Source organism: Pseudomonadota bacterium, from assembly GCA_036339585.1.
GTDB lineage: Bacteria > Pseudomonadota > Alphaproteobacteria > UBA8366 > UBA8366 > UBA8366.
On the sequence record JAYZAS010000018.1, the window covers coordinates 67,367 to 88,628 of the forward strand.

At 45.1% G+C, this 21,262-nt stretch carries 20 protein-coding genes and 1 pseudogene; 8 read left to right on the forward strand and 13 right to left on the reverse strand.

Translation table 11 applies throughout. The features are described 5' to 3' along the window. Nucleotides 1-57 precede the first annotated feature (57 nt). From prfB to VX941_10790, 3 genes are all read right to left on the reverse strand, one after another. A protein-coding gene (gene prfB / locus VX941_10780) for a peptide chain release factor 2 (protein ID MEE2933885.1) occupies nt 58-1,186 on the reverse strand; the annotation gives its coding sequence in 2 pieces (ribosomal slippage) (nt 58-1,116 and nt 1,118-1,186; 1,128 coding nt in all). Nucleotides 1,187-1,456: 270 nt separating this feature from the next. Then, nucleotides 1,457-3,907, reverse strand: coding sequence for a penicillin-binding protein 1A (locus VX941_10785; GenBank protein MEE2933886.1), 2,451 nt, complete (start codon nt 3,905-3,907; stop codon nt 1,457-1,459). Nucleotides 3,908-4,020: 113 nt separating this feature from the next. Then, nucleotides 4,021-5,190, reverse strand: coding sequence for an N-acetylmuramoyl-L-alanine amidase (locus VX941_10790; protein ID MEE2933887.1), 1,170 nt, complete (start codon nt 5,188-5,190; stop codon nt 4,021-4,023). A gap of 445 nt (nt 5,191-5,635) precedes the next feature. Here VX941_10790 and VX941_10795 point away from each other — a divergent pair, with 445 nt between their 5' ends. Together VX941_10795 and VX941_10800 are read left to right on the forward strand one after the other, a co-directional pair. Continuing rightward, nucleotides 5,636-5,998, forward strand: coding sequence for a hypothetical protein (locus VX941_10795; protein MEE2933888.1), 363 nt, complete (start codon nt 5,636-5,638; stop codon nt 5,996-5,998). Beyond that, nucleotides 5,907-8,138, forward strand: coding sequence for a ribonuclease E/G (locus VX941_10800; GenBank protein MEE2933889.1), 2,232 nt, complete (start codon nt 5,907-5,909; stop codon nt 8,136-8,138). Before VX941_10795 ends, VX941_10800 begins: the two co-directional genes overlap by 92 nt. On the opposite strand, the gene VX941_10805 is transcribed toward VX941_10800, so the two are convergent. Next, nucleotides 8,135-9,277: an aminotransferase class I/II-fold pyridoxal phosphate-dependent enzyme gene (locus VX941_10805; GenBank protein MEE2933890.1), complete on the reverse strand. Its 1,143-nt coding sequence runs from the start codon at nt 9,275-9,277 to the stop codon at nt 8,135-8,137. The two genes, VX941_10800 and VX941_10805, sit on opposite strands and share 4 nt — an antisense overlap. Before the next feature lie 17 nt (nt 9,278-9,294). Then, nucleotides 9,295-10,797, reverse strand: a complete 1,503-nt coding sequence (locus VX941_10810; GenBank protein MEE2933891.1) for a gamma-glutamyltransferase — start codon at nt 10,795-10,797, stop codon at nt 9,295-9,297. Between the two features lie 103 nt (nt 10,798-10,900). On the opposite strand from VX941_10810, the gene VX941_10815 reads away from it, so the two are divergent. Together VX941_10815 and VX941_10820 are read left to right on the forward strand one after the other, a co-directional pair. After that, complete coding sequence (locus VX941_10815; GenBank protein MEE2933892.1) at nt 10,901-12,211, forward strand: M48 family metalloprotease; 1,311 nt, start codon at nt 10,901-10,903, stop codon at nt 12,209-12,211. Between the two features lie 20 nt (nt 12,212-12,231). After that, a complete protein-coding gene (locus tag VX941_10820) occupies nt 12,232-12,987 on the forward strand; it encodes a DsbA family protein (GenBank protein MEE2933893.1) in 756 nt (251 codons plus the stop codon). 6 nt (nt 12,988-12,993) lie between these two features. Here the strand turns inward: VX941_10820 and VX941_10825 are convergent, their stop codons facing one another. From VX941_10825 to VX941_10835, 3 genes and pseudogenes are all read right to left on the reverse strand, one after another. Continuing rightward, the gene (locus tag VX941_10825) at nt 12,994-13,233 is read right to left on the reverse strand and encodes a hypothetical protein (GenBank protein MEE2933894.1); all 240 of its coding nucleotides are present in this window, start codon (nt 13,231-13,233) and stop codon (nt 12,994-12,996) included. Nucleotides 13,234-13,251: 18 nt separating this feature from the next. Next, nucleotides 13,252-13,608: pseudogene (locus VX941_10830) on the reverse strand (glutathione S-transferase N-terminal domain-containing protein). 40 nt (nt 13,609-13,648) lie between these two features. Next, the gene (locus tag VX941_10835) at nt 13,649-15,592 is read right to left on the reverse strand and encodes a S9 family peptidase (protein MEE2933895.1); all 1,944 of its coding nucleotides are present in this window, start codon (nt 15,590-15,592) and stop codon (nt 13,649-13,651) included. Between the two features lie 159 nt (nt 15,593-15,751). Here VX941_10835 and aroQ point away from each other — a divergent pair, with 159 nt between their 5' ends. The 4 genes from aroQ to aat are packed head-to-tail and all read left to right on the forward strand — an operon-like array spanning nt 15,752 to nt 18,676. Then, on the forward strand, nt 15,752-16,204 hold the full coding sequence (gene aroQ, locus VX941_10840) for a type II 3-dehydroquinate dehydratase (GenBank protein MEE2933896.1): 453 nt from the start codon (nt 15,752-15,754) through the stop codon (nt 16,202-16,204). A 5-nt stretch (nt 16,205-16,209) separates the two neighbouring features. Beyond that, on the forward strand, nt 16,210-16,671 hold the full coding sequence (gene accB / locus VX941_10845; protein ID MEE2933897.1) for an acetyl-CoA carboxylase biotin carboxyl carrier protein: 462 nt from the start codon (nt 16,210-16,212) through the stop codon (nt 16,669-16,671). A 5-nt stretch (nt 16,672-16,676) separates the two neighbouring features. Further along, nucleotides 16,677-18,029, forward strand: coding sequence for an acetyl-CoA carboxylase biotin carboxylase subunit (accC, locus tag VX941_10850; GenBank protein ID MEE2933898.1), 1,353 nt, complete (start codon nt 16,677-16,679; stop codon nt 18,027-18,029). An 8-nt stretch (nt 18,030-18,037) separates the two neighbouring features. Continuing rightward, nucleotides 18,038-18,676 (forward strand): leucyl/phenylalanyl-tRNA--protein transferase, encoded by a 639-nt coding sequence (gene aat, locus VX941_10855; protein ID MEE2933899.1) that lies wholly within the window; start codon nt 18,038-18,040, stop codon nt 18,674-18,676. Nucleotides 18,677-18,876: 200 nt separating this feature from the next. Here the strand turns inward: aat and VX941_10860 are convergent, their stop codons facing one another. Genes VX941_10860 through VX941_10880 form a run of 5 tightly spaced genes read right to left on the reverse strand, consistent with a single transcriptional unit; the run spans nt 18,877 to nt 21,165 of the window. After that, the gene (locus VX941_10860) at nt 18,877-19,245 is read right to left on the reverse strand and encodes a DUF2155 domain-containing protein (GenBank protein ID MEE2933900.1); all 369 of its coding nucleotides are present in this window, start codon (nt 19,243-19,245) and stop codon (nt 18,877-18,879) included. 45 nt (nt 19,246-19,290) lie between these two features. Beyond that, complete coding sequence (locus VX941_10865) at nt 19,291-19,812, reverse strand: MlaD family protein (GenBank protein MEE2933901.1); 522 nt, start codon at nt 19,810-19,812, stop codon at nt 19,291-19,293. Then, entirely contained in the window at nt 19,812-20,267 is a 456-nt protein-coding gene (locus VX941_10870) for an MlaD family protein (GenBank protein ID MEE2933902.1), read from the reverse strand. The genes VX941_10865 and VX941_10870 overlap by 1 nt, the downstream gene beginning before the upstream one ends. Before the next feature lie 17 nt (nt 20,268-20,284). Continuing rightward, entirely contained in the window at nt 20,285-20,824 is a 540-nt protein-coding gene (locus VX941_10875; protein ID MEE2933903.1) for an MlaD family protein, read from the reverse strand. Then, the gene (locus VX941_10880) at nt 20,809-21,165 is read right to left on the reverse strand and encodes an NADH:ubiquinone oxidoreductase subunit NDUFA12 (GenBank protein ID MEE2933904.1); all 357 of its coding nucleotides are present in this window, start codon (nt 21,163-21,165) and stop codon (nt 20,809-20,811) included. The genes VX941_10875 and VX941_10880 overlap by 16 nt, the downstream gene beginning before the upstream one ends. Nucleotides 21,166-21,262: the final 97 nt, after the last annotated feature.

Genomic DNA, 21,262 nt, shown 5'->3' on the forward strand with positions numbered 1-21,262 from the left:
ATGCTTCTTAAATTAAAACCTATGCTGCCCAAGATAGCACGGCATCGGGAGGTTAGTTTATTGCCCTTGCATCCCATTTTCGCGATTACCGATAACCCGTTCCGCTAACGCAGCTTCTAGAAAATCATCAATGTCACCGTCGAGCACTCCCTCCGCATTGCTTTTCTCAACAGCGGTTCGTAGATCTTTGACCATCTTGTATGGATGCAGGACATAGGAGCGTATTTGATGACCCCAACCTATTTCAGTCTTAGCTGCGTGGTCAGCCGCAGCTTTGTCTTCTCGTTTTTTTAACTCCAATTGGTAGAGTCTTGCTTTCAGCATTGTCATTGCAGTTGCACGATTACGATGTTGTGAGCGGTCATTTTGGCATTGCACGACGATACCGGTTGGTTCATGAGTTATACGCACGGCACTGTCTGTTCTATTTACGTGCTGACCGCCCGCGCCCGAGGCACGATAGGTGTCTATACGGATCTCACTGTCGACTATTTCTATTGCAATTGATTCGTCGATAACGGGATAAACCCCGACTGAGGCAAAACTTGTGTGCCTACGTGAGGCCGAGTCGAATGGCGAGATGCGAACTAAACGATGAACACCACTTTCCGTCTTAAGCCATCCGTAAGAGTTAATGCCAGAAATCTTAAACGTAATCGATTTGATACCCGCCTCCTCACCAGCACTCTCCTCTAGGAGTTCAACTTTACAACCGTGGTTATCGGACCAGCGTGCGTACATTCTAGAAAGCATTTCTGCCCAATCCTGAGACTCGGTGCCCCCCGCGCCTGCATGCACTTCCAGATAGCAATCATTCCCATCCGCCTCACCTGAGAGCAGGCTCTCTAATTGTCGCCGTGCTGCCTCTTTCTTCAATTTGATTAATGCCTTTTCGGCGTCTGCAGCAACCTCATTGTCTCCCTCGGCCTCCGCCATTTCAATCAGCTCGAGATTGTCCATAAGCCCCTGTTCCATCTGCCAAAAACCATTCATCGCTTCAGAGAGCCGTGTGCGGTCACGCATAATTATTTGTGCCGTCTCAGGGTTGTCCCAAAGGTTTGGGTCTTCTGCGCATTTATTGAGACGTTCTAGTTCTTTTTTTGACTTTTCGAGGTCAAAGATGCCTCCTTAGCAGTTCCAAAGACTGCTGAATTTCATCGACAATGTTTTGCAAATCTGCACGCATTCCGTTCCACCCTTCTAATTAATTAATAAACTAGCACTAAGAGTCTTTGAGCTTAGCAAGGTTACCCGACCGTTTTAAGTTCATAATTTTTATAGTCTTTTACCCAAGCATGTTAATAGGCAGAATGACAAGTAGCGGTTTTTTTATTTTGGCCAATGTGGCAAAAAATCATCCAGTGATTACAATCACCACCAGCTGAGGGGATTGTGTAATGGAAAAATTTCATTTTGTTTTTCTCTATTCGATTTGGTCAGCATATTGCTGACAGAACTAGTATAGGCCGCTTGGACTTTCTATTGTTGATGTGGCAGGAAGAGCACTCTTACCAGGACCTCCGTGAGTACCATCAATAACCGTATATCGTGTGTTATCATCAGGCACTGTTCCATCTTTGAAAGCTTCGAGGATAAACGTTTTATCTTGCGGCTGAGCACGCATACCTGTTCGCGGGTTCACTCTGACCATACGAATACCAGGCGGTATTCTGAATGGCACCGCTGGCTGATCGGCAAGTTGTTTCTTCATAAACTGCTGAAAAATTGGTGCAGCAACCGAACCGCCTGTCTCGCGTTTGCCAAGCCTCTGACGATCATCAAAACCCACGTATACGCCTACCACGAGATCAGGAGAAAAACCTATAAACCATGTTTCACGACTGTTATTAGAGGTCCCAGTTTTGCCAGCTAAAGGTTTCCCTATGGCAGATACTTTTCTTCCCGTGCCTCTTTGGACTACCCCTTCAAGCATAGAGACTACTTGGTAAGCACTTGATGGGTCGACAATCTGCTCTCTAGCATCAGGGATTACTGGCGGCATCTGATTTTCCCAGCCTTGTGTCCGACATCCCTCACAGGGCCTTGAATCGTGTCTATATACAGTCTTGCCGTTACGATCATGCACACGGTCAATGAGTGAGGGAACGATACGTTTACCCCCATTAACCAGCATAGCATAGCCAGTAGTGATCTTAAGGAGTGTGGTCTCATTGGCTCCGAGAGCCATAGCGAGATGTGGCGGAAGGCTGTCGGATATACCAAAACGCTTTGCAATATCAACAATCGGACCCATTGAAATTTTTTGTGCCAACCGTACGGTCATCAAATTTCGCGATTTCTCCATACCGATCCGCATTGGGCTCGGCCCATAAAATTTATTGGAATAATTATGCGGCTTCCATTTACCTTGGCCCGGTCCTTGATCAATCACAAATGGTGCATCCATTATATAGGTAGAGGGTGTAAAACCAGCCTCCAAAGCTGCCAAGTAGACGAAAGGCTTGAAGGCCGAACCAGGCTGCCGTTGAGCCTGTGTTGCACGGTTGAATTCACTGGTTTCGTAGTCATATCCACCCGACATTGCATATACCCTGCCAGTATGAGGGTTGATTACAATAATGGCTCCATTTACTGCCGGAACTTGTCGTAAGCCGTATTTTTTCGACCCGCTGTGCTCGGACATATCATTTTCTGCCAATTGCTCCACAAGCACTACGTCGCCTACTTTTAAAGCGTCAGGTGCCTCCATAACCTTGGGACCCATTTTTTGGGGTTCTAGCCACTCACGTGCCCATTTTAATTCGCTCAGTGGAATACTACCAATCTTTCCGGTTTTCATTCCAACAAAAGCTGTCTTTTGATCTACCCTCAGAACTATTGCTAAAGACCACCCGCCTGCACCTGCGGGCTTCTCCATATTGCTTAATACTTTCCGCCATTGCCCTGTTACTTCAATTCGCGCTACCGGCCCCCTGTAGCCATGACGACGGTCATATTTTATCAACCCATCACGCAAAGCTTGCTCCGCAATTCGTTGCATGCCGGGGTCGAGTGTAGTTCGCACCGAAAGCCCTCCTTTGTAGAGCCCTTCATCACCAAAACGTCTCGTAAGTTCTCTCCGCACCTCCTCCAAAAAGTATTCCGCCTTAACAATTTGCACCGCTTCTCGCGGCACGACTCTAAGACGCGAAGCTCTTGATTCACGGGCTGTCACCAAATCGATAAAGCCCTCCTCCAACATTCGACGAATGACCCAATTCCGTCTATCGACCGCAGCAGCAAGCCGACGGACCGGATGATAATTATTTGGAGCCTTCGGTAACGCGGCGAGATATGCTGCTTCAGCGATTGATAATTCATCTAGAGATTTGTTAAAATAATTCAACGCAGCTGCAGCAACACCATAAGACCCATAACCTAGGTATATCTCATTAAGGTAAAGCTCAAGAATCCGCTCTTTATCAAATGCTTTTTCCATGCGGAAAGCCAAAATGGCTTCTTTGATTTTTCTCTCCATTGACAACTCATTAGTCAATAAAAAATTTTTGGCAACTTGCTGGGTTATTGTGGAAGCTCCAACGAGACGGCGTTGCTGAAAATATAGACGGATATTTTGGAAGCTTGCGCGTAAGAGGGCTTTGAAATCAACACCAGGATGATTAAAAAAGTCCTGATCTTCGGCTGCGATAAAAGCGTTTATTAGATGTTTTGGCATAACCCGAACCGGCACAAACACTCGGCGCTCCGTAGCGTACTCTTTTATCAGGCGGCCGTCTCCAGCATGAATTCTAGTGAGGGTAGGTGGTTTATAATCAGCTAATTGTTCGTAATCTGGCAACTCCTGGCCATACTGCCATAATATATATGACACGCCTGCAACAGCTAGAACCGCTAAAAGCAGACCAACTGAGCAAAGAAAAGTGAATACCCGCAATATTTTACGCATTAATGCTTGCCTTTTGAAGCGCCTTGCTTGGACACACTATGAACTTCAAACTCCTTTAGACCAAGCGCTGTTAAACAAATATCATACCCGATAGATACCTAAGTATGATTAAGTTATGACCTGTTCAATGCTGTCTTGCGCTGAAAATAACGCTCTATTGAGCGGTACATAGATTTGGCAAGTTTCTTGTAAAAACTTTTCGTCCGAAACATCCGCTCATCGGCCACACTAGATAAATAACCTAATTCCATCAAAACTGAGGGCGTATCTGGCGATTTCAGCACTGCAAATCCGGCAAATCTGTGGGTATTCCTTAAAACTCGAATGTCGCGGGCCAACTCATCGATTAAAACTTCTCCGAAAATTGCCGATTCATTCATTGTCTGACGTTGACGCAGTCCTATGAGTATTGAAGCAACGGTATCGGACTGACGCGAGAGATCTACGCCGGCAATGATGTCCGACCGATTCTCTCTTGCCGCTAAAGCAGCCGCCTCCCTATCTGAGGATTTCTCAGACAAGGTGTAAACTGACGCGCCCCGTATACGACGATTTTTATGACTATCAGCATGGATAGATATAAATAATTCGGCTCGTACCTTTTCAGCCATTTGATAACGTCGCCGCAATGGAACGTATGTATCTTTATTACGAGTAAGAAAAACTCTGTAACGCCCGGTTGACTTCAACAGGCGGCGAACCTCTTTTGCCGCGCGCATGGTCACAACTTTTTCACGCAAACCACCTACACCAATTGCACCGGGATCGGGACCACCATGGCCGGGATCCAGCATAACAACCCGCATGCGGTTTTTTGTTAGACGGGGTTTTGGCTTCGAAGCCTTAGCCGATGGTAACGGCCCCTTCTGCACGACTGCTGGATCAATGAGCTTCAACCAACCGGGTGATTGAAAGCTTTTTTTGCTGGCACGATACGCCTGCTGGTTTACAATTTTCAAGTCAATAAGAAACCTATGTTTGCCGAAACTATTGATCGGCAAAAATTTATGCTGAGCAACCTCCACTGGCTCTTTCACGTCAATAACTAACCTGCTTATACCAGCTTGAAAAAGTCCGTAACGATAACTACTGACAACACCGACCTCACGCCGGCCGTCTGTTTTGGGAACACTCCATTTCAGCGCAGGGAAATCTATCACTACTCTGTAGGGTGCCGACAAAGTAAAGATTTTGTAGGGAACAATTTGATCAACATCCAGTACCAGCCTAGTGATACCAGGATGAGTTCCAAGCCTTGCATCACTGACCGTTGATTTACTCACCCCCGGTGTTGCGAAAAAAACACAAAGGACTATGGCACTGGCCACTCTAGAAAAAAATGTCTTCACAGACTGAAATACCACTGCGTGTTATCGAGTCACAAACTTAGAAATAATAATATTTTAGTGAAAGAGAGTCACTCTTGTCCAGTATTTTTAGTACAAATAAAGTTAAAGTTTTTTTTTTACTTATACAATTCGATTTTTATAAAATACGGATTAATTTTCACTATTCAAAGATTTATAAAATTATATTTATACTTGAATAAAATTTATAAGGGCAGAATTTTAAAAGCCAATAACTTCGAATATCGTTAGTTTATCGCAAAAAAACCATTTAAAGTTAATTACACATTGTGAAAAGGTGCCTCATAGGCGTATTTTACTATAATGACTTTGTGATCGGCTCTCACGCTGACCAAAATTTTTTAAACAAGATGAACAGCCCATGCATAAAACACCAATGGCAACACCCAGAATAACTTCCCATAATGCCAATAGTTGGGCGCAGGTCAAAAGTATTATCAGTGCACTTCAGGGTGAGCCCAAGCTCAACCAAATTGAAAGGGCAGCATTTATTCGTGAGACTAAAATAATGCGATTAGCTAAAGGCTATCAATTACATAACCACACAGCCTGGACTATTAACCGTAAAAACCCAACCCGGCCGGCGGCCGCTCGATCAGCGCCCTGGTTCCAGTTGATGGAGATAAATCAAAATGAACAAACAAATGCTTATCGACGCATCTCAGCCCGAAGAGACTCGTGTCGTAGTAATCAAGGACAGCCGGATCGAGGACTTCGATTATGATTTCGAGGCAAAGAAACAACTTAAAGGCAACATATATCTGGCAAAGGTTACCCGGGTGGAGCCATCACTTCAGGCAGCCTTTGTGGATTATGGCGGGAACCGGCACGGATTTTTAGCTTTTAACGAAATTCATCCCGATTATTATAAAATTCCAATCGCTGATCGAGAAAAACTCATCGCCGAAGAGACAGATAACGATGAGGCCAGTGATGAAACAGAAGATGGTGATAGCGTAGAGACTTTCGGCGGAGATGACCTGGAAGATTTAGAAAAACGACGTCGAAGGTTGAGACGTCGTTATAAGATTCAGGAGGTGATAAAAAGAAGTCAAATAATACTGGTTCAAGTTGTTAAAGAAGAACGTGGCAATAAGGGTGCCGCCCTTACCACTTACCTCTCGCTACCTGGGCGTTACTGCGTATTAATGCCCAATACGGCTCGCGGAGGTGGCATTAGTCGCAAAATTACCAATCAAAATGACCGTAAAAGATTAAAAAAAGTTCTTGATGACTTTGGCATTCCAACCGGCATGACGGTAATCGTCCGAACTGCTGGCTCAGAGAGAACAAAGGCAGAAATCAAACGGGATTATAATTACCTGATACGGTTGTGGAATACGATCCGGGAGCAAACGCTACAGTCGATTGCACCCACGTTAATTTATGAAGAAGCTAATCTTGTCAAACGAGCCATTCGTGACCTCTACAGCAAAGAAATTGACGAGGTATTTGTTGATGGCAATGAGGCCTACCGTGTTGCCAAAGACATGATGAAAACTCTGATGCCTAGCCACGCAAAGAAGGTTCAACCCTACAAAAATGGTGGCACTCCTCTGTTCCACAAATATCAAGTAGAGGGCCAACTGAACAGCATTAACAGTCCAGAGGTACAGCTTCGCTCTGGAGGTTCTGTTGTTCTCCATCAGACCGAAGCTTTGGTGGCAATTGATGTCAATTCGGGCCGCGCAACGCGGGAACGCCATATCGAAGAAACAGCACTTAGAACCAATTTAGAAGCTGCCGAAGAGATCGCGCGCCAGCTTCGACTTCGAGATTTGGCAGGCCTGATAGTTATTGATTTTATAGACATGGACGAGAACCGGAATAATCATGCTGTAGAACGCCGCCTGAAAGACTCAATACGGGCCGATAGAGCTCGTATCCAAGTCGGCAGGATAAGCCACTTTGGATTGCTCGAAATGTCGCGACAGCGTTTGCGCCCGAGCCTGACGGAAATTTCCAGTCAACTTTGCACTCATTGCGCTGGCACAGGTCTACTGCGGTCAATAGAGTGGTCGGCATTGTACACCTTACGGTCAATTGAAGAAGAGGCAATAAAAAGCAAGCCTGGTAGGATCACCGTTTGTGTAAATCCTGACTGCGCCCTTTACATACTCAATCACAAGCGAGACGCATTAGCTAATATTGAGGAAAGATATGACATAAATGTAACCGTGATTGCAGACAGCGATCTGGGCGGCGAAACTTGTATGTTTCAAGGGGAGAACGGCGAGAGAATCTCGCCCACGGCACGGAAAAGCAGTGACGGTGATAATGATGGGAAGAAACACAAGCGGTCTCGCAGGCGAAGGCGTGGCCGTAGTGAAGAGACCCAATCTGAAAATGGCCCTGACAGCACTAAACAAGCCGATCATCCTAAAGATAATGAAAGCGATGAACGTGAGGGACAGCGTAAGCGTCGCAGACGAGGCAGACGTGGGGGGAGACGTCGCGGACGTAAGAGTACTCATGAAAATCTAGAAAATAAAGAGGGTCAATCATCACCCGGATTAAATATCGACGAAAAAGCACGTACTACTGACCCTGTAACCAATAGCCTTTCTGAAAACGAAAAGCCCATTTCTGAGAAAATATCAGAGAAGAAAAAATCAGAAGGTCGGCACCGCCAAAAGACTTCAGGCACTTCAAAAAAGGTAGTGTCTGCAAAGGAAAAGCAAAAAGAAATAGATGCGCCCGAAGTTCAAGATTCCGGTTCTAAAGACACCCTTAAGTCGGGTATTGGTAAAAAAAAGACCAAGGCATCAGAAAAGAAACCGTTATCTGCAAGCACTACGACATCTGCCGACAACAATGAGAAGAGGGAAAAACGCACGGGCTGGTGGAACAAAGTACTCAATTAACTTGACCTTTGAAGTTGGGCAATTGCTTGTTCTATAACATCCGGTGCTTCAGCATAAGAGATGCGAACAGATGTTTTCCCATAGTTGGGATCAAAGTCGCAACCCGGTGTTAGAGCTACTCCAGTTGCATTTAGAATGTCTTGGCAAAATTTCTCACTGTTATTAGTTTGAGCTGATACATCCGCGTACATGTAAAAGGCTCCATCGGCTGGGGCACATCTATCAAACCCTACATCAGGCAAATTTTTTATGAGAAAGTCTCTATTCCTTCGGTATTGTGCTACCCAGTTTTCTAATTCGTCATGACACTTGAATGCTGCTTTTGCTGCAACCTGCGAAACCGCAGGTGCGCAAATAAATAGATTTTGTTGGAGACACTCTATTGAGCGCAAAAGCTCTGGAGGTAATACCATCCAACCAATTCGCCAACCAGTCATGGAAAAATATTTTGAAAAACTATTAATAACAATAGCATCGGAGTTTAATGAAGTTGCAGTAACTTCTTGGCGTTCGTGGGAAATCCCATGGTATATTTCATCAGAGATTAGACGAATATTCTCAACATCACAGAAGTCTGATAGAGCCCCCAATTCTTCAGGAAGAAGCATAGTACCGCTCGGATTTGATGGTGACGCAATAACCAATCCGTCAAGCGGCAAAACTGTCTCTAAAAGTTCCGGGGTTGGCTGAAATCTGCAAGTTATATCGGTTTGAATAACTACTGGCGTTATTCCAAAGGCCTGCAAAATATGTCGGTAACAGGGATATCCAGGAGAAATTACCGCTACCCGATCTCCTACATCAAAAGCAGCGAGGAAGCTTAACACAAACCCTGCCGAAGAGCCGGCGGTAACGGCAATTCGTTCCACTGGCACATCAAATTTATAATGATCACGATAATGTTTAGAAATTGCACTTCTCAAAGAAGACATTCCAAACGCATCGGTGTACCCTAATTTTTCTGAAGAGAGCACACTACCAACAGCCTCAACAACTCTGCTAGGGGCGCCAGTGCTAGGCTGACCAATTTCGAGATGATACACCGCTTCGCCATCAATCATTTTTTGATTCGCTGCTTTAAGCACATCCATAACCATAAATGATGGAATGCATCCCCTAGTGGAAATCTTCAACGCCATAAACTTGGCTCCTTTTATTAATCCTTATCACGAATATCTTTTTTGAACCGAGTGCCGACACCAGTACCCCGTCTATCAGCCTTAACCTGACAGGCCGGATCACCACGCGAAACAGGTGGCAGCCCATTGGGACAGTAAAGAGCATTTATTCGGCCGATTGATGGTACAATCGCGATATTTGGGTTTGAATAATCTACGTTATCATTTTTTTCTGCGCGAATGACCTTTTCCAAAATTATTGAGCCATCATGGTTTACATGTGCACGAGGATGATCACTAGCTTGTTGCAGGGATTCGAAAGACAATAGCACCCTCGCCGCAACTCCGGTCAACGCAGTAGATCCAGCAGCGCTGCTGTATCCAGATGCCCCAAATAAGAACTTATGGTTTTGCGAATCGATTGCTAGTAGAAGTGCATTGCTTCTACTGCGGTTAATTGGTGATAGCGCAAATCCTAATCCCGGAAGGAATTTTCCAGTGCCAAACTTTCGCCCCGTTGTTACAGAACAGACTACTGCCAGACCGTCACCATCCACAACCACAAACCCGCTACCCACGTTAGAAGTTGCTTCTTTTGCGCTTGCGGGCCCCAATGCTTTCGCCAAGTCAATGGCCCCTGTTCGAGTTTTCAAAAACGTTAAATCTCTTTTTTTGGTAAAACGCTGCCAAAAGGCAACTGCGCGGTTTTGGTTTTTTGTTACAGGCAAAAAAATTGATCTTCCTTCTAAACGTACTTCTTTTGCAGGCAGCCATCGAGGCTTAGCAATACTGAGTGCTGTGTGATCAATTTTCTGTCCCTGTCTTCCGGCAGCAGAAATAATTCTTTTGGCAAGGGCGCCCCGATAAAAAATACCAGCCCCCCGCGCAGCAATATTTCCTAGAACGGCTCCAAGCTCGATTTGCTGTAAAATAATCCCCTCGCCAAATGGCAATCCAAGGCGATCAAAAAACAAAGATAGAGCAGTGGCATCATTTGCTAATCTAGGCACCTCTGATTTCAGGTCATTGATAAATCCACGCGAGGTTGTCACACCTTCGCGAGCAACACCGGCAATTCTATTCAGTAGTGAAGTCCAGCTCAAACGACCAAACCGCGCATGAAGCCAAGCCATACCACGAACCGACATTGGGATGGATAACTTATCGCCAACAACCCTAGGAGGAGTGTGACTAAAATCAAGCACTTTTACTTTTTTGACTCTGGGATCATATACCATACATGTTCCGCTACTTCCTATCCCGGCCTGGGATGGAAATGTTACTGCGAGAGTGAAATAAAGTCCCACGGCAGCATCTGCCGCATTCCCCCCTCGTGCGAGCATATCACGAGCTGTTAAAACCGCAGTTGGCTCATCAGCTACAACAGCTGCGTGGAGTATGGATGGGGGTGTTTTGGGCAGTATTGAATTGGTTGCCCGTTCAATCGAAGAACACCCGGTGAGGGCAAAAAATAATGTAATTATGATTAAACGGACGAAACCTTGGTTGCTCCATGCCACTGGCACTAGTACAGTCCGCAAAAAATACTGTTGGTTATTTTTTATGTGCCCAAATTTTTTTGTAAAATATCTGTATCGATTGAATATCATATTTGCCATCTTAATGTGGGGTTGCATTACTATTGTGGCATTTACAAGCACACACGCTCAGGCGCAAGCCCCTAGGGTTGTTCGAGATACTGAAATAGAAAATACCATTCGTGCATACGGGGCGCCACTTTTTGAAGCTGCTGGTCTGAATTTAGGTGCTGTGAAGATCCGTATTATTTTATCCCGAGACCTTAATGCTTTTGTCGCGGGCGGACAGCAGATTTTCGTGAACACTGGTCTTCTAAGTCGAGCCGATGACCCAAGTCAGGTGATTGGGGTGCTCGCACATGAAATCGGGCACATCACTGGCGGTCATCTTTCAAGAATTCAAGAGGGGCTGCGCAATGCGTCAAACCAATCCATCATTGCTACAGTGCTTGGTGCCGCAGCAGCTATTGCGGCTGGCCAACCTGAGGGGCTAAGTGGAGCTATCATTGGGGGACAAGCTCTTGGTCAACGCGCTTTATTTAAATATACCCAAGGTATGGAACAGGCTGCAGATCAAGCTGGCGTCGATATCCTCGACCGCACTGAACAATCCTCCAGAGGATTGCTCAACTTTCTCAAAATATTACAAAAAAATGCCTTATTATACACTGCCTCCCGTGACCCCTACGCATCAACACATCCACTCACGAAAGACAGGATATTATTCCTAGAAAATCATGTTGCGAGCTCTCCCTATTCGAATGTGCAAACGCCACAGCAATATGTGGTTATGCACGCCCGTGCACGTGGTAAAATAAATGGATATGTGAACGATCCAACAAAAACCCTAGAGACTTATAAGGCTAGAGATAAGAGTGTTGAGGCACGTTATGCAAGGGCGTATGCCTACATGAAACTCAATGATAAAAGAAATGCACTAGCGATCATTGATGAGCTTTTATCCGAATCCCCCCAAGATCCGTTTTTTCACGAATTGAAGGGGGACATTTTGAAAAATGCAGCTGATGTCAATGGGGCCATCCGATCATATACACGGGCAATAAAAATCATCCCATGGGCAGCGTTGATCCGTGTCAATCTTGCCCGCATGCAACTGGCGCTTAATAATCCAAAACTGGATGAAGAAATCATTCTCAATGTGAGGAATGCTCTCCGATACGAGAACAAAATACCGGCGCTTTGGCGTCAATTGGCTACCGTATACGGACGCAGGGGCCAAACAGGAAAAGCGTCTTTAGCACTAGCAGAAGAGGCCATGCTGAAAGGAGACTTAAATCGGGCCAAGCAAAATGTTAAAAGGGCGTTAGGAATTTTGTCTGCAGGGTCACCGGAGCATATTCGCGCCCAAGACATCGAGAATGAGATTACAAATGCATCTATCGATACAGGTCAATAATGGACGGAGCTCGAATTAATATGAAACGATTTTCCATTATTTCGGCATACGCGCTATTTATTTCCGGGATTTTTTTATTTTTCAGTTTTTCGACTAAAGCTGAGCCTTTCACGCCTTCACAAAAGAAAGCCATTGAACAGATTATCCAAAACTATCTGCTCAATAAGCCAGAGTTAATAGTAAAATCAATGGAAAAGCTCCGCGAACGAGAACAGGCAGAGCAAATTAATAAGACCAAAGGATTACTCAGGACTTATTCAGACCGCATTTACCAACATCCAATGTCGCCGTATACAGGCGACAAAAATGGTGACGTAACATTGGTTGAATTTTTCGATTATCAATGCGGTTACTGTAAACAAGTTACTGAATCAATAATCATGCTCATGAAAAATGATCCGGGTCTACGCGTTGTATTGAAAGAACTTCCGATTTTAGGCAAAACCTCGTTAATTGCGGCAACTGCGGCTATGGCCTCTAGAAAACAGGGTAAATACTTTGATTTTCACGTTGCGTTAATGAAAAACCGTGGAAGTTTAAACCCTAAAAGAATTATGAAAATTGCAAAAAGCGTGGGCATTAATACAGCAGAATTAAAAAAAGATATGAGTGATCCTGCAATCGATACCTATATTGAGGACACTACTGAACTTGCACAAAAGCTAGGAATAAAGGGAACACCTGCATTTATTATCGGCGACCAAATCGTGCCAGGGGCAGCAAGCCTTAAGCAACTGAAAAAGTTCATCGAGAAAGAACGAAATGGCAAGCAGTAATTTACCTCAAGGTCGCCAGTCAGTAGCCACATCGTGTTGCTGATTGGGTGCCGCCTTTTGGAATGCTTGGTGTTGAGCACATTGGGTATCAATTCCTTTTAATGTCGGAAATGCGTCGAAGTCCAGGAAATCATAGCGTTTCGTAGCATAAAGCTGTGGCACTAAAAAACAATCAGCCATCAAAGTAGTGTCGCCATGACAGAATTCACCTGTTGATGAATCTTTACTCAGCCAATCCTCAAGCATGCTTAAACCCTGGTTTGCTCAGTGTGCATAACAATCGTCACGTGCGCTGGTAGTAAATTTCCTTTGAACATAATCTCTAATTCGGCTTGCAAGACGTGGGTGCATTTCGCAAGCCACAGCTTGAGCGAACGATCGAACGCGTTCTCTTGCGGCCGGATCCTCTGTCACAAAGGACGGTTTTGGATACGTCTCTTCAAGATATTCAAATATTGCTACTGATCGGCCTATCTTTAATCCTTTGTCTTGTAAGATAGGTACTACTGATTGGGGATTCACGGCTGCGTACTTACTATTCCATTGCTCGCGCTTAGCCAGTTTAACTGCCACCATTTCGCTCTCTAAACATTTAAATGCCATAGCAAGTCGTACACGGTAAGCAGCTGAGGATCGTCAATAAGTGTGAAGTTTCAATAAATTACTCCTTACTAAGGCCTCTAGCATTTTCAATGGATAACGTTGGCACGTTTTCCGCCGGCTGAAATCCAAAAACTCTACTATAAAAATAAAGCTCGCCCTCTAGTGCGCGTTTTATATTCTCAGATTGCCTAAAACCATGCCCTTCATTTGAAAATGGAAGATATGCTACCGGAATGCCGTTTTTCCGAAGAGCAGTAACCATTGCCTCCGCTTGAGCGGGCGACACAACTTTATCGTCAAGGCCTTGAAAGAAAATCACTGGACAGGTTAGCATTTCAACGAATTTAATGGGAGAGCGGTCAGAGAGGTTTGAGTTTTTCTCTGGCAGCGAACCAATAAGAATATCAAGATAACTTGACTCAAATTTGTGTGTTTCTTTTGCTAACTCTGAAAGATCTCCAATGCCGTAATAACTAGCACCCGCAGCAAAACAATCCTCAAATGTAATTGCACAAAGAGTTGTATAACCTCCTGCACTATTGCCAGAAATTGCCATACGGCCTTTATCAACCCAACCTTTTGCAGCTAGCCAATTTGCACCACTAACACAATCTTCAACATCAACCAGACCCCATTTACCATTTAACTTTTCACGATATGCCCTACCATAACCTGAAGATCCGCGATAATTAACGTCAAGCACCGCAAACCCACGAGTTGTCCAATACTGGGTTTTCAGATTGAGGGCCGCTGAAGCCTGTCCAGTAGGGCCCCCATGACATTTTACAATAAGCGGAGGGCGGGCATCCAAAGGCCCGACGCAATAGGCATTCTGCGGTTGATAGAAAAAACCATGCGTTGTTTCATCCTCGCCAACAGGAATCGAGACTGGAATCGGTCTTGAAATATTTGAAACGCCTAAATTTGTCTCTCCTGATTGATAAATTATATCAATCTTTTTTTCTTCTAAATTTACCGAAGCCACAGCGGGTAGCTTCAAGAGACTTCCACCTACAAAAATAACCCGTCCGTTTCCAGCTTTTAACCCGCTTATGTCTACGAACGAGGAATGTATGGGGCTAAACGCGGATGTTCTGAGATCAACGGTCGCCAGTTTAGAAAGTCCATCCACAATATAACTAATTACCACAAGATGCTCGGAAGCGAATCCATATGTCGACAATCCGAAATTCCATTGAGGTACTCCACATTCCGCCTCTAATGGCAAGACCAATTCGACATTATTTGCCCGAAGTCTATACAAGTTCCACCAACCGGACCGGTCAGAAACAAAATATAAAGTGCCATCTGGAGCAAATGTTGGCTGAAAAACAGACTCATTGGGTCCGCCTGCTAACAGCACCCTCTCTCCCACCGAACCGTCATTTTCTATCAAAGCGCGCCAAAGTAAAGTCCCATCCCATGGCATGCACGGATGATCCCAAGAAAGCCAAGACAACCATTTACCATCATTGGACAACGTTGGTGATGCATAAAAGTCCGCTCCTTCAACCAACGTTACTACTTCGCCAGTATCTCTTATTCCTATCAGCCGGTTGTAGGGCTCCTTGATACCCTCTATGTGCTCCTCAGATACGGCAATCAGCTGGTTTCGATTGGGGTCACGCACAAGATCCGCATACCGACAATTTTTGCCAGAAGTGATGGGAACAGCCGATCCAGCTCGCGATTTATGCCACACACGGCAGTCATTCACGTCACTATACCAAAGTTCGCCTCTCTCTACGCAATATGCCCCCCCGCCATACTCATGCACACGAGATCGAACATTAGAGTTTGGCGGCGAAAAATCTTCGACTACGCCTTTTTCTCCGAGCTTACAAACAACACTGCGACCTTTATCGTTCGCTCGCACCTCGTTCCAATAGACATCCGATCCATCAAGACAAAGCTGACCAAGCGAAACTGTGTCATCTGCAATCCACTCTGCGCTTAGCGACGATGACCAACCACCGTAGGGAACAATTTTTCTTTGTAACATGGCTTTCCATCAATTTCGGCATCAAACGCTCGGTAATTTAACCGCTGCCCAATGGATATGGGAAGAGACGTTTTTTTTTGCATAACTTACTCATCTTTTCTTCCCCACCGCTCCGAATTGATATAGTACGAACATCATAAACTGCTCGGGATTGTTGAATTGACCGCTAAAAAGCGAATACTACTCCTTAATGGACCAAATTTAAATATGCTCGGCGTACGAGAGCCAGACATTTACGGCTTTACCACGCTCGAAGAAATTGAAAAAACTGTTCAAGCCACGGCAAGAAGACTCGATTTAGAACTAACCTTTAAGCAAACAAATCTTGAAGGCGAACTTGTAAGTTGGATTCAGGATGCTCGTTTTCAAACGGATATCATAGTTATAAATGCTGGAGCATTTTCCCACACCTCAATAGCGATTTTAGATGCATTACAGCTATTAGAAATTCCGATCATAGAATTGCATTTATCTAATATATTCGCACGCGAGGAATTTAGACATAATTCCTACATTTCAAGATGCGCGAACGGTGTAATTTGCGGTTTCGGTGCAGCTGGTTACAATTTGGCACTGGAAGCTGCTGCACAAATATTCAGCAAACAGGATTGAAACGCATGGCTAAAATTAACCTCAACAAAGAACTCATACGGGAACTGAGCGAGCTCTTGGACGAAACGGGGTTATGCGAGATCGAAATAAGCGAGGGACGTCAATCCGTCCGCGTGTCTCGACGGGGAGAGAGCAATATTTCTTCTTTTAGGACTGAGGTACCTGCCACTCAAAATAACAACCCACCCGCACCAAACCCACACAAAATTGAAGAAAATGCCGAAGAAAACTTAACTGGTGTAGTAACATCACCAATGGTAGGCACTGTTTATCTCTCACCAAAACCAAATGATCCTGCTTTTGTCAAAGAAGGAGATAGTGTCAGTGAAGGGCAGTCGATAATGATTATTGAAGCAATGAAAGTCATGAACCCGATACCAGCGCCCCATTCCGGCAAAGTTACCAAGATCCTAGTAACCGACACACAGTCTGTTGAGTTTGGAGAACCACTTCTAGTTATTGAGTAAACCCTTTGTTTGAAAAAGTTCTCATTGCTAACCGAGGCGAAATTGCACTGCGCATTCACCGGGCGTGTAAAGAGCTCGGCATAAATACCGTGGCAGTGCACTCCACAGCAGATGCTGACGCCATGCACGTGCGGTTGGCAGATGAGGCGGTATGTATTGGCCCTCCAAATTCTGGAGATAGTTATCTGAATATTCCCGCAATCCTGTCGGCTGCTAATATCACCGCTGCAGATGCCATACACCCGGGTATTGGTTTTCTCTCGGAAAATGCAAAATTTGCTAGAATGGTTGAAGAACATGATCTTGTTTTCATAGGACCGTCGCCAGAACATATACGGTTAATGGGTGATAAAATCACAGCAAAGCAAAAAGCAATCGAGATTGGCCTTCCGGTGGTGCCGGGATCAGATGGCCCGGTCACAACAATTGAAGAAGCAACGGAGTTCGCAGCGCATGCTGGCTATCCAATTCTTATCAAAGCGGCTTCTGGAGGAGGCGGGCGCGGAATGAAGATTGCGAAAACAGCGGAAGAGCTGCCTGAGGCTCTTGCTGTTTGTAAACAGGAAGCACTGACTGCATTTGGTGATGATACTGTATACATAGAAAAGCTTTTGCAGAAGCCACGACATATTGAAATTCAGGCACTAGGTGATGGAAATGGAACTGTCGTACATCTTGGCGAACGCGATTGCTCACTTCAACGGCGGCATCAAAAAGTTCTCGAAGAGGCACCCTCGCCCGCCCTCGATCAAAAAACGCGAGCGGATATAGGCCAAGCAGTTACCAAAGCACTAGAGAAAATAAACTACCGTAGTGCCGGAACAGTGGAGTTTCTTTTTGACGAGGGTAAATTTTATTTTATCGAAATGAATACACGCCTCCAAGTTGAACATCCGATAAGCGAAATGATTACCGGCTACGATCTTGTGCGTGCTCAGTTAAAAATCGCCGCGGGTGAATCACTCGGCTTTTCTCAGGCTGATATCCCACTTGAAGGGCACGCCATTGAATGCCGCATCAACGCAGAACATCCCATTACTTTTGCACCTTCGCCAGGTACAATCACAGACTTTCATGCCCCGGGTGGTCTAGGTGTGCGCGTCGACTCAGCTATCTATTCTGGGTATAGGGTACCCCCATACTACGATAGCATGATCGCTAAGTTAATAGTTCATGGCCGGGATCGCCAACAATGCTTGATGCGACTAAGGCGCACTTTGGATGAAATTGTAATAGGTGGTATTGACTCCACTATCCAATTGCATCAGCGCTTGATGAATGAACCAGACTTTATTGCAGGTCATTATGACATCCATTGGCTGGAAGCATGGCTTGAGTCCTCACCTAACAAAAAGTAGCTAAGCTCATGCCGGACGTTACGCCTGAAGTTATATTACGAGCTTATAAAGCGGGACTTTTCCCTATGTCCGAAAGCTATGACGATCCCAAAATTTTTTGGGTTGATCCGCGTGTCAGAGGTATTCTCCCAATTAAAAAGTTTCATGTACCGCGACGCCTCAAAAGGACAGTGCGTTCAGAACGTTTTGAAATAACCATCAACACAGAATTCAAGTCCATAATGGAAGGGTGTGCAGCGTCTGTGAGCAACCGGCCAAAAACTTGGATAAATAGCCAGATCATTGAACTTTATACAGCATTACACGACATGGGTTTTGCGCACTCCATTGAATGTTGGCGTAATGGGCTTTTGGCTGGCGGTCTATACGGAATTGCGCTCGGCGGAGTTTTTTTCGGCGAAAGCATGTTTTCTCGTGAACGCGACTCAAGCAAAGTGGCCTTAGTGCATCTAATAGCCCGCATGCGCGCTGGGAATTTTATGTTTATTGACACTCAGTTTATAAATAAACATTTGAGTAGATTTGGTGCTATCGCGATATCACGTGCTGAGTATCAATCACTTTTAAAGCAAGCGATTGATATGAAATCTAATTTTCATGTGCCGATTGACGAATACAAACTGAACCTTGTACTCGATACCGGTTAACAAACTCCGAATAGTAAGCTGCTAACCCAAATTTCCTTCCGCAATAGAGGATCCAATAAACATTAACTTTTATTGGCCGTAATAAAAATTTTTTTGACCCACATGGTTTGTTAAAGAAATCTAACCTGAACACCTACCCTTTGTTCAAATCAAAATCTATAGGGTTTTGGTTTAAAGCTATTTCCTGAGATCGTATTTATTTATCGCTTACAGTCTAACACCCACACATCATATACGGGATGCTCCAACCCGCTAAGTCCCGGACTTGAAGCAAACATCCAGCCATGAAAAAGGTCAATACGTGTCTCGTTTGGTTTGGCCTCATAAATATCAAGATAAGCAGCAGACTCAGGCGGTTCCTCGGGAGGTGTGCGTTCACATTTTTGCACCACAATCTCCAACGTCCCAAAGCGCACCGTTCGTCCGGTTGGCGCCTCAAATGACCACACTCTAGCTGTCACTTTATCCATCCCTTGCAATACAACGGTATTTCCTTCAAAGCACCGCCCCGGAACTGCAAGGAAAAGCAGGCCAAATAAAATCACAGGCAAACAGCGAAATACAAACATCGTTAAATAGCTCTTATACTTTGCATAAATGATGCAAGCGTCGTCTTAGAGCCCTGGTGATTGAGACACCGGACCTTCGCGAACCAATACCAGTACTCGCTCTAAGAGTTCGCCGAGCGATATAACGTCTTTTGTTTTTGTGAGCTCCGCCCCATCACCAAGAGATTTTTTCCCACCACCGGGCTCAAGTTTTATATAATTGCCGCCGAGTAGCCCATCGTTACCTATTCTCACCCGCGTATCACCTGTTAGGCGAATATCAGGCCTAATCGTCATTGTTACAACTGCTTTAAACGTTTGGGGATCAACTTTTTGATCTATTACTGTGCCAACCTTAACGCCGCCGATACGCACATCACTCCCTATTACCAGCCCATCAACAGAGGTGAACTGAGCAGTGACCTTAAAACCACCCTCCGGCTTTAAGTCGGTGGATATAAATGCGAAATAAACTGATATTCCAATAACTAATAAAACAACAAATCCAAGAACCGCCTCCGCAGTTTTTCGCGAGAATAGTGCTTGTGCTCCGATGTCAGGATTTTTCCCTCTAAAATTTGATTTCATCAGAGATCGCCTCCCACACCCAAACCGAAGATTTCCTTCCCAACAGTAGTTTCAACCGGCTCTACATCTTTAGTATTTTTCAAAAAAAGCCCATTCTGGTTAGAAAGCTTGCCTTGACCCGGTTCAAGAGCAATGTATTTCCCCCCAAGCACCCCCTCCGAAACGACTGCGGCTGCAGTATCAAAGGGTAATTTCAATTCTTTCAGGATTTGCATCTGCACAAGCGCGCGGTAATCTTGTTGATCTATTGTAAGGCCAACGACGGTGCCAACTTTTACGCCGCCAATCCGGACATCGTTCCCGACACCAAGACCATCAACAGAATTAAATTTTGCTTTCAATTCCCAACCTTGAATCGAAGCGATGTTGCCAACGTTTTGTGCGAAAACGAGAAAAACTCCTGCTACCACAAGAACCATGGCGGCTAGAGTGGTCTCCAATACATTTCTTTTCATTTGCCCACACCCACAGATTAAGGGTTAAGAATGCTAAATGGGTTATCCGTCTTCTTCGCCGATGCCGGTCCAATTGCTTGTGCACGTTTTTCTTCAGCCTCAATCACAATTTTTTCTAATAGTTCTAGAAGTGGTATAGAATCTTGGACGAATTCGAAGGTATCACCGGACTTCATATTTGCCTCAGATCCACCGGGCTCTATTTTAAGGTATTTTGGGCCAAGCAACCCATCGGAAACAATCGAGATTGTACTTTCATGCGGAACCTTAGTTTCCTTTTGAAATGCCATCTTTACTAGAACATTTTGTCGATTGGTATCATATTCTCGCGCCGTGACTTGTCCAACCTTAATGCCAGTAAGAACAACATCACTGCCAACTGAAATACCATCGGTTGCATTGAAACGGGCGCTCAAAAGATAACCCGCAGCCTCACCCTTCGGCCCGCTTTGGTACGACAACAGAAATAGTGCCGCAGTTAGCCCGATTACTAACATACCTAGCAAAATGTGTTTGATTTCGTGCCTTGATTCCTCTCCCATTAATTTGGCTTCCATGATTCATAGTCGCCCGTGGCACGATCACGTTTACCGCTTTTTAGCGTGTGTCCGGGCGGACGATAGGCACTTTCTGTTCCGGTCAGGTTCGGGATGTGCTTTCTTTGCCAGGCGTGTGTCTTAACATTGTCTAGTGGCGGTTCACTTACGGTGTAGTGAAGCCAACCGTTCCATGGCGCCGGGACCTGACTAGCTTCGTCATCTCCGGCGTAAACCACCCAGCGTTTGCGTCGCCCAGGGCCAGTATTACGTCGTTTTTGGTAGTATCGATTTCCCGACTCGTCTGAGCCCACATAAGCGCCGCTAAGCAACGTAATCATTCGTGTGATCATCGTCGGCATCAAGGAAACCTCCGTTTCATAGAATATAGGGTAAATATGACATCGCCACCCGCATCAGTCCAGCGCTTCAGAACAAAATATAATTTATACCCGCTAT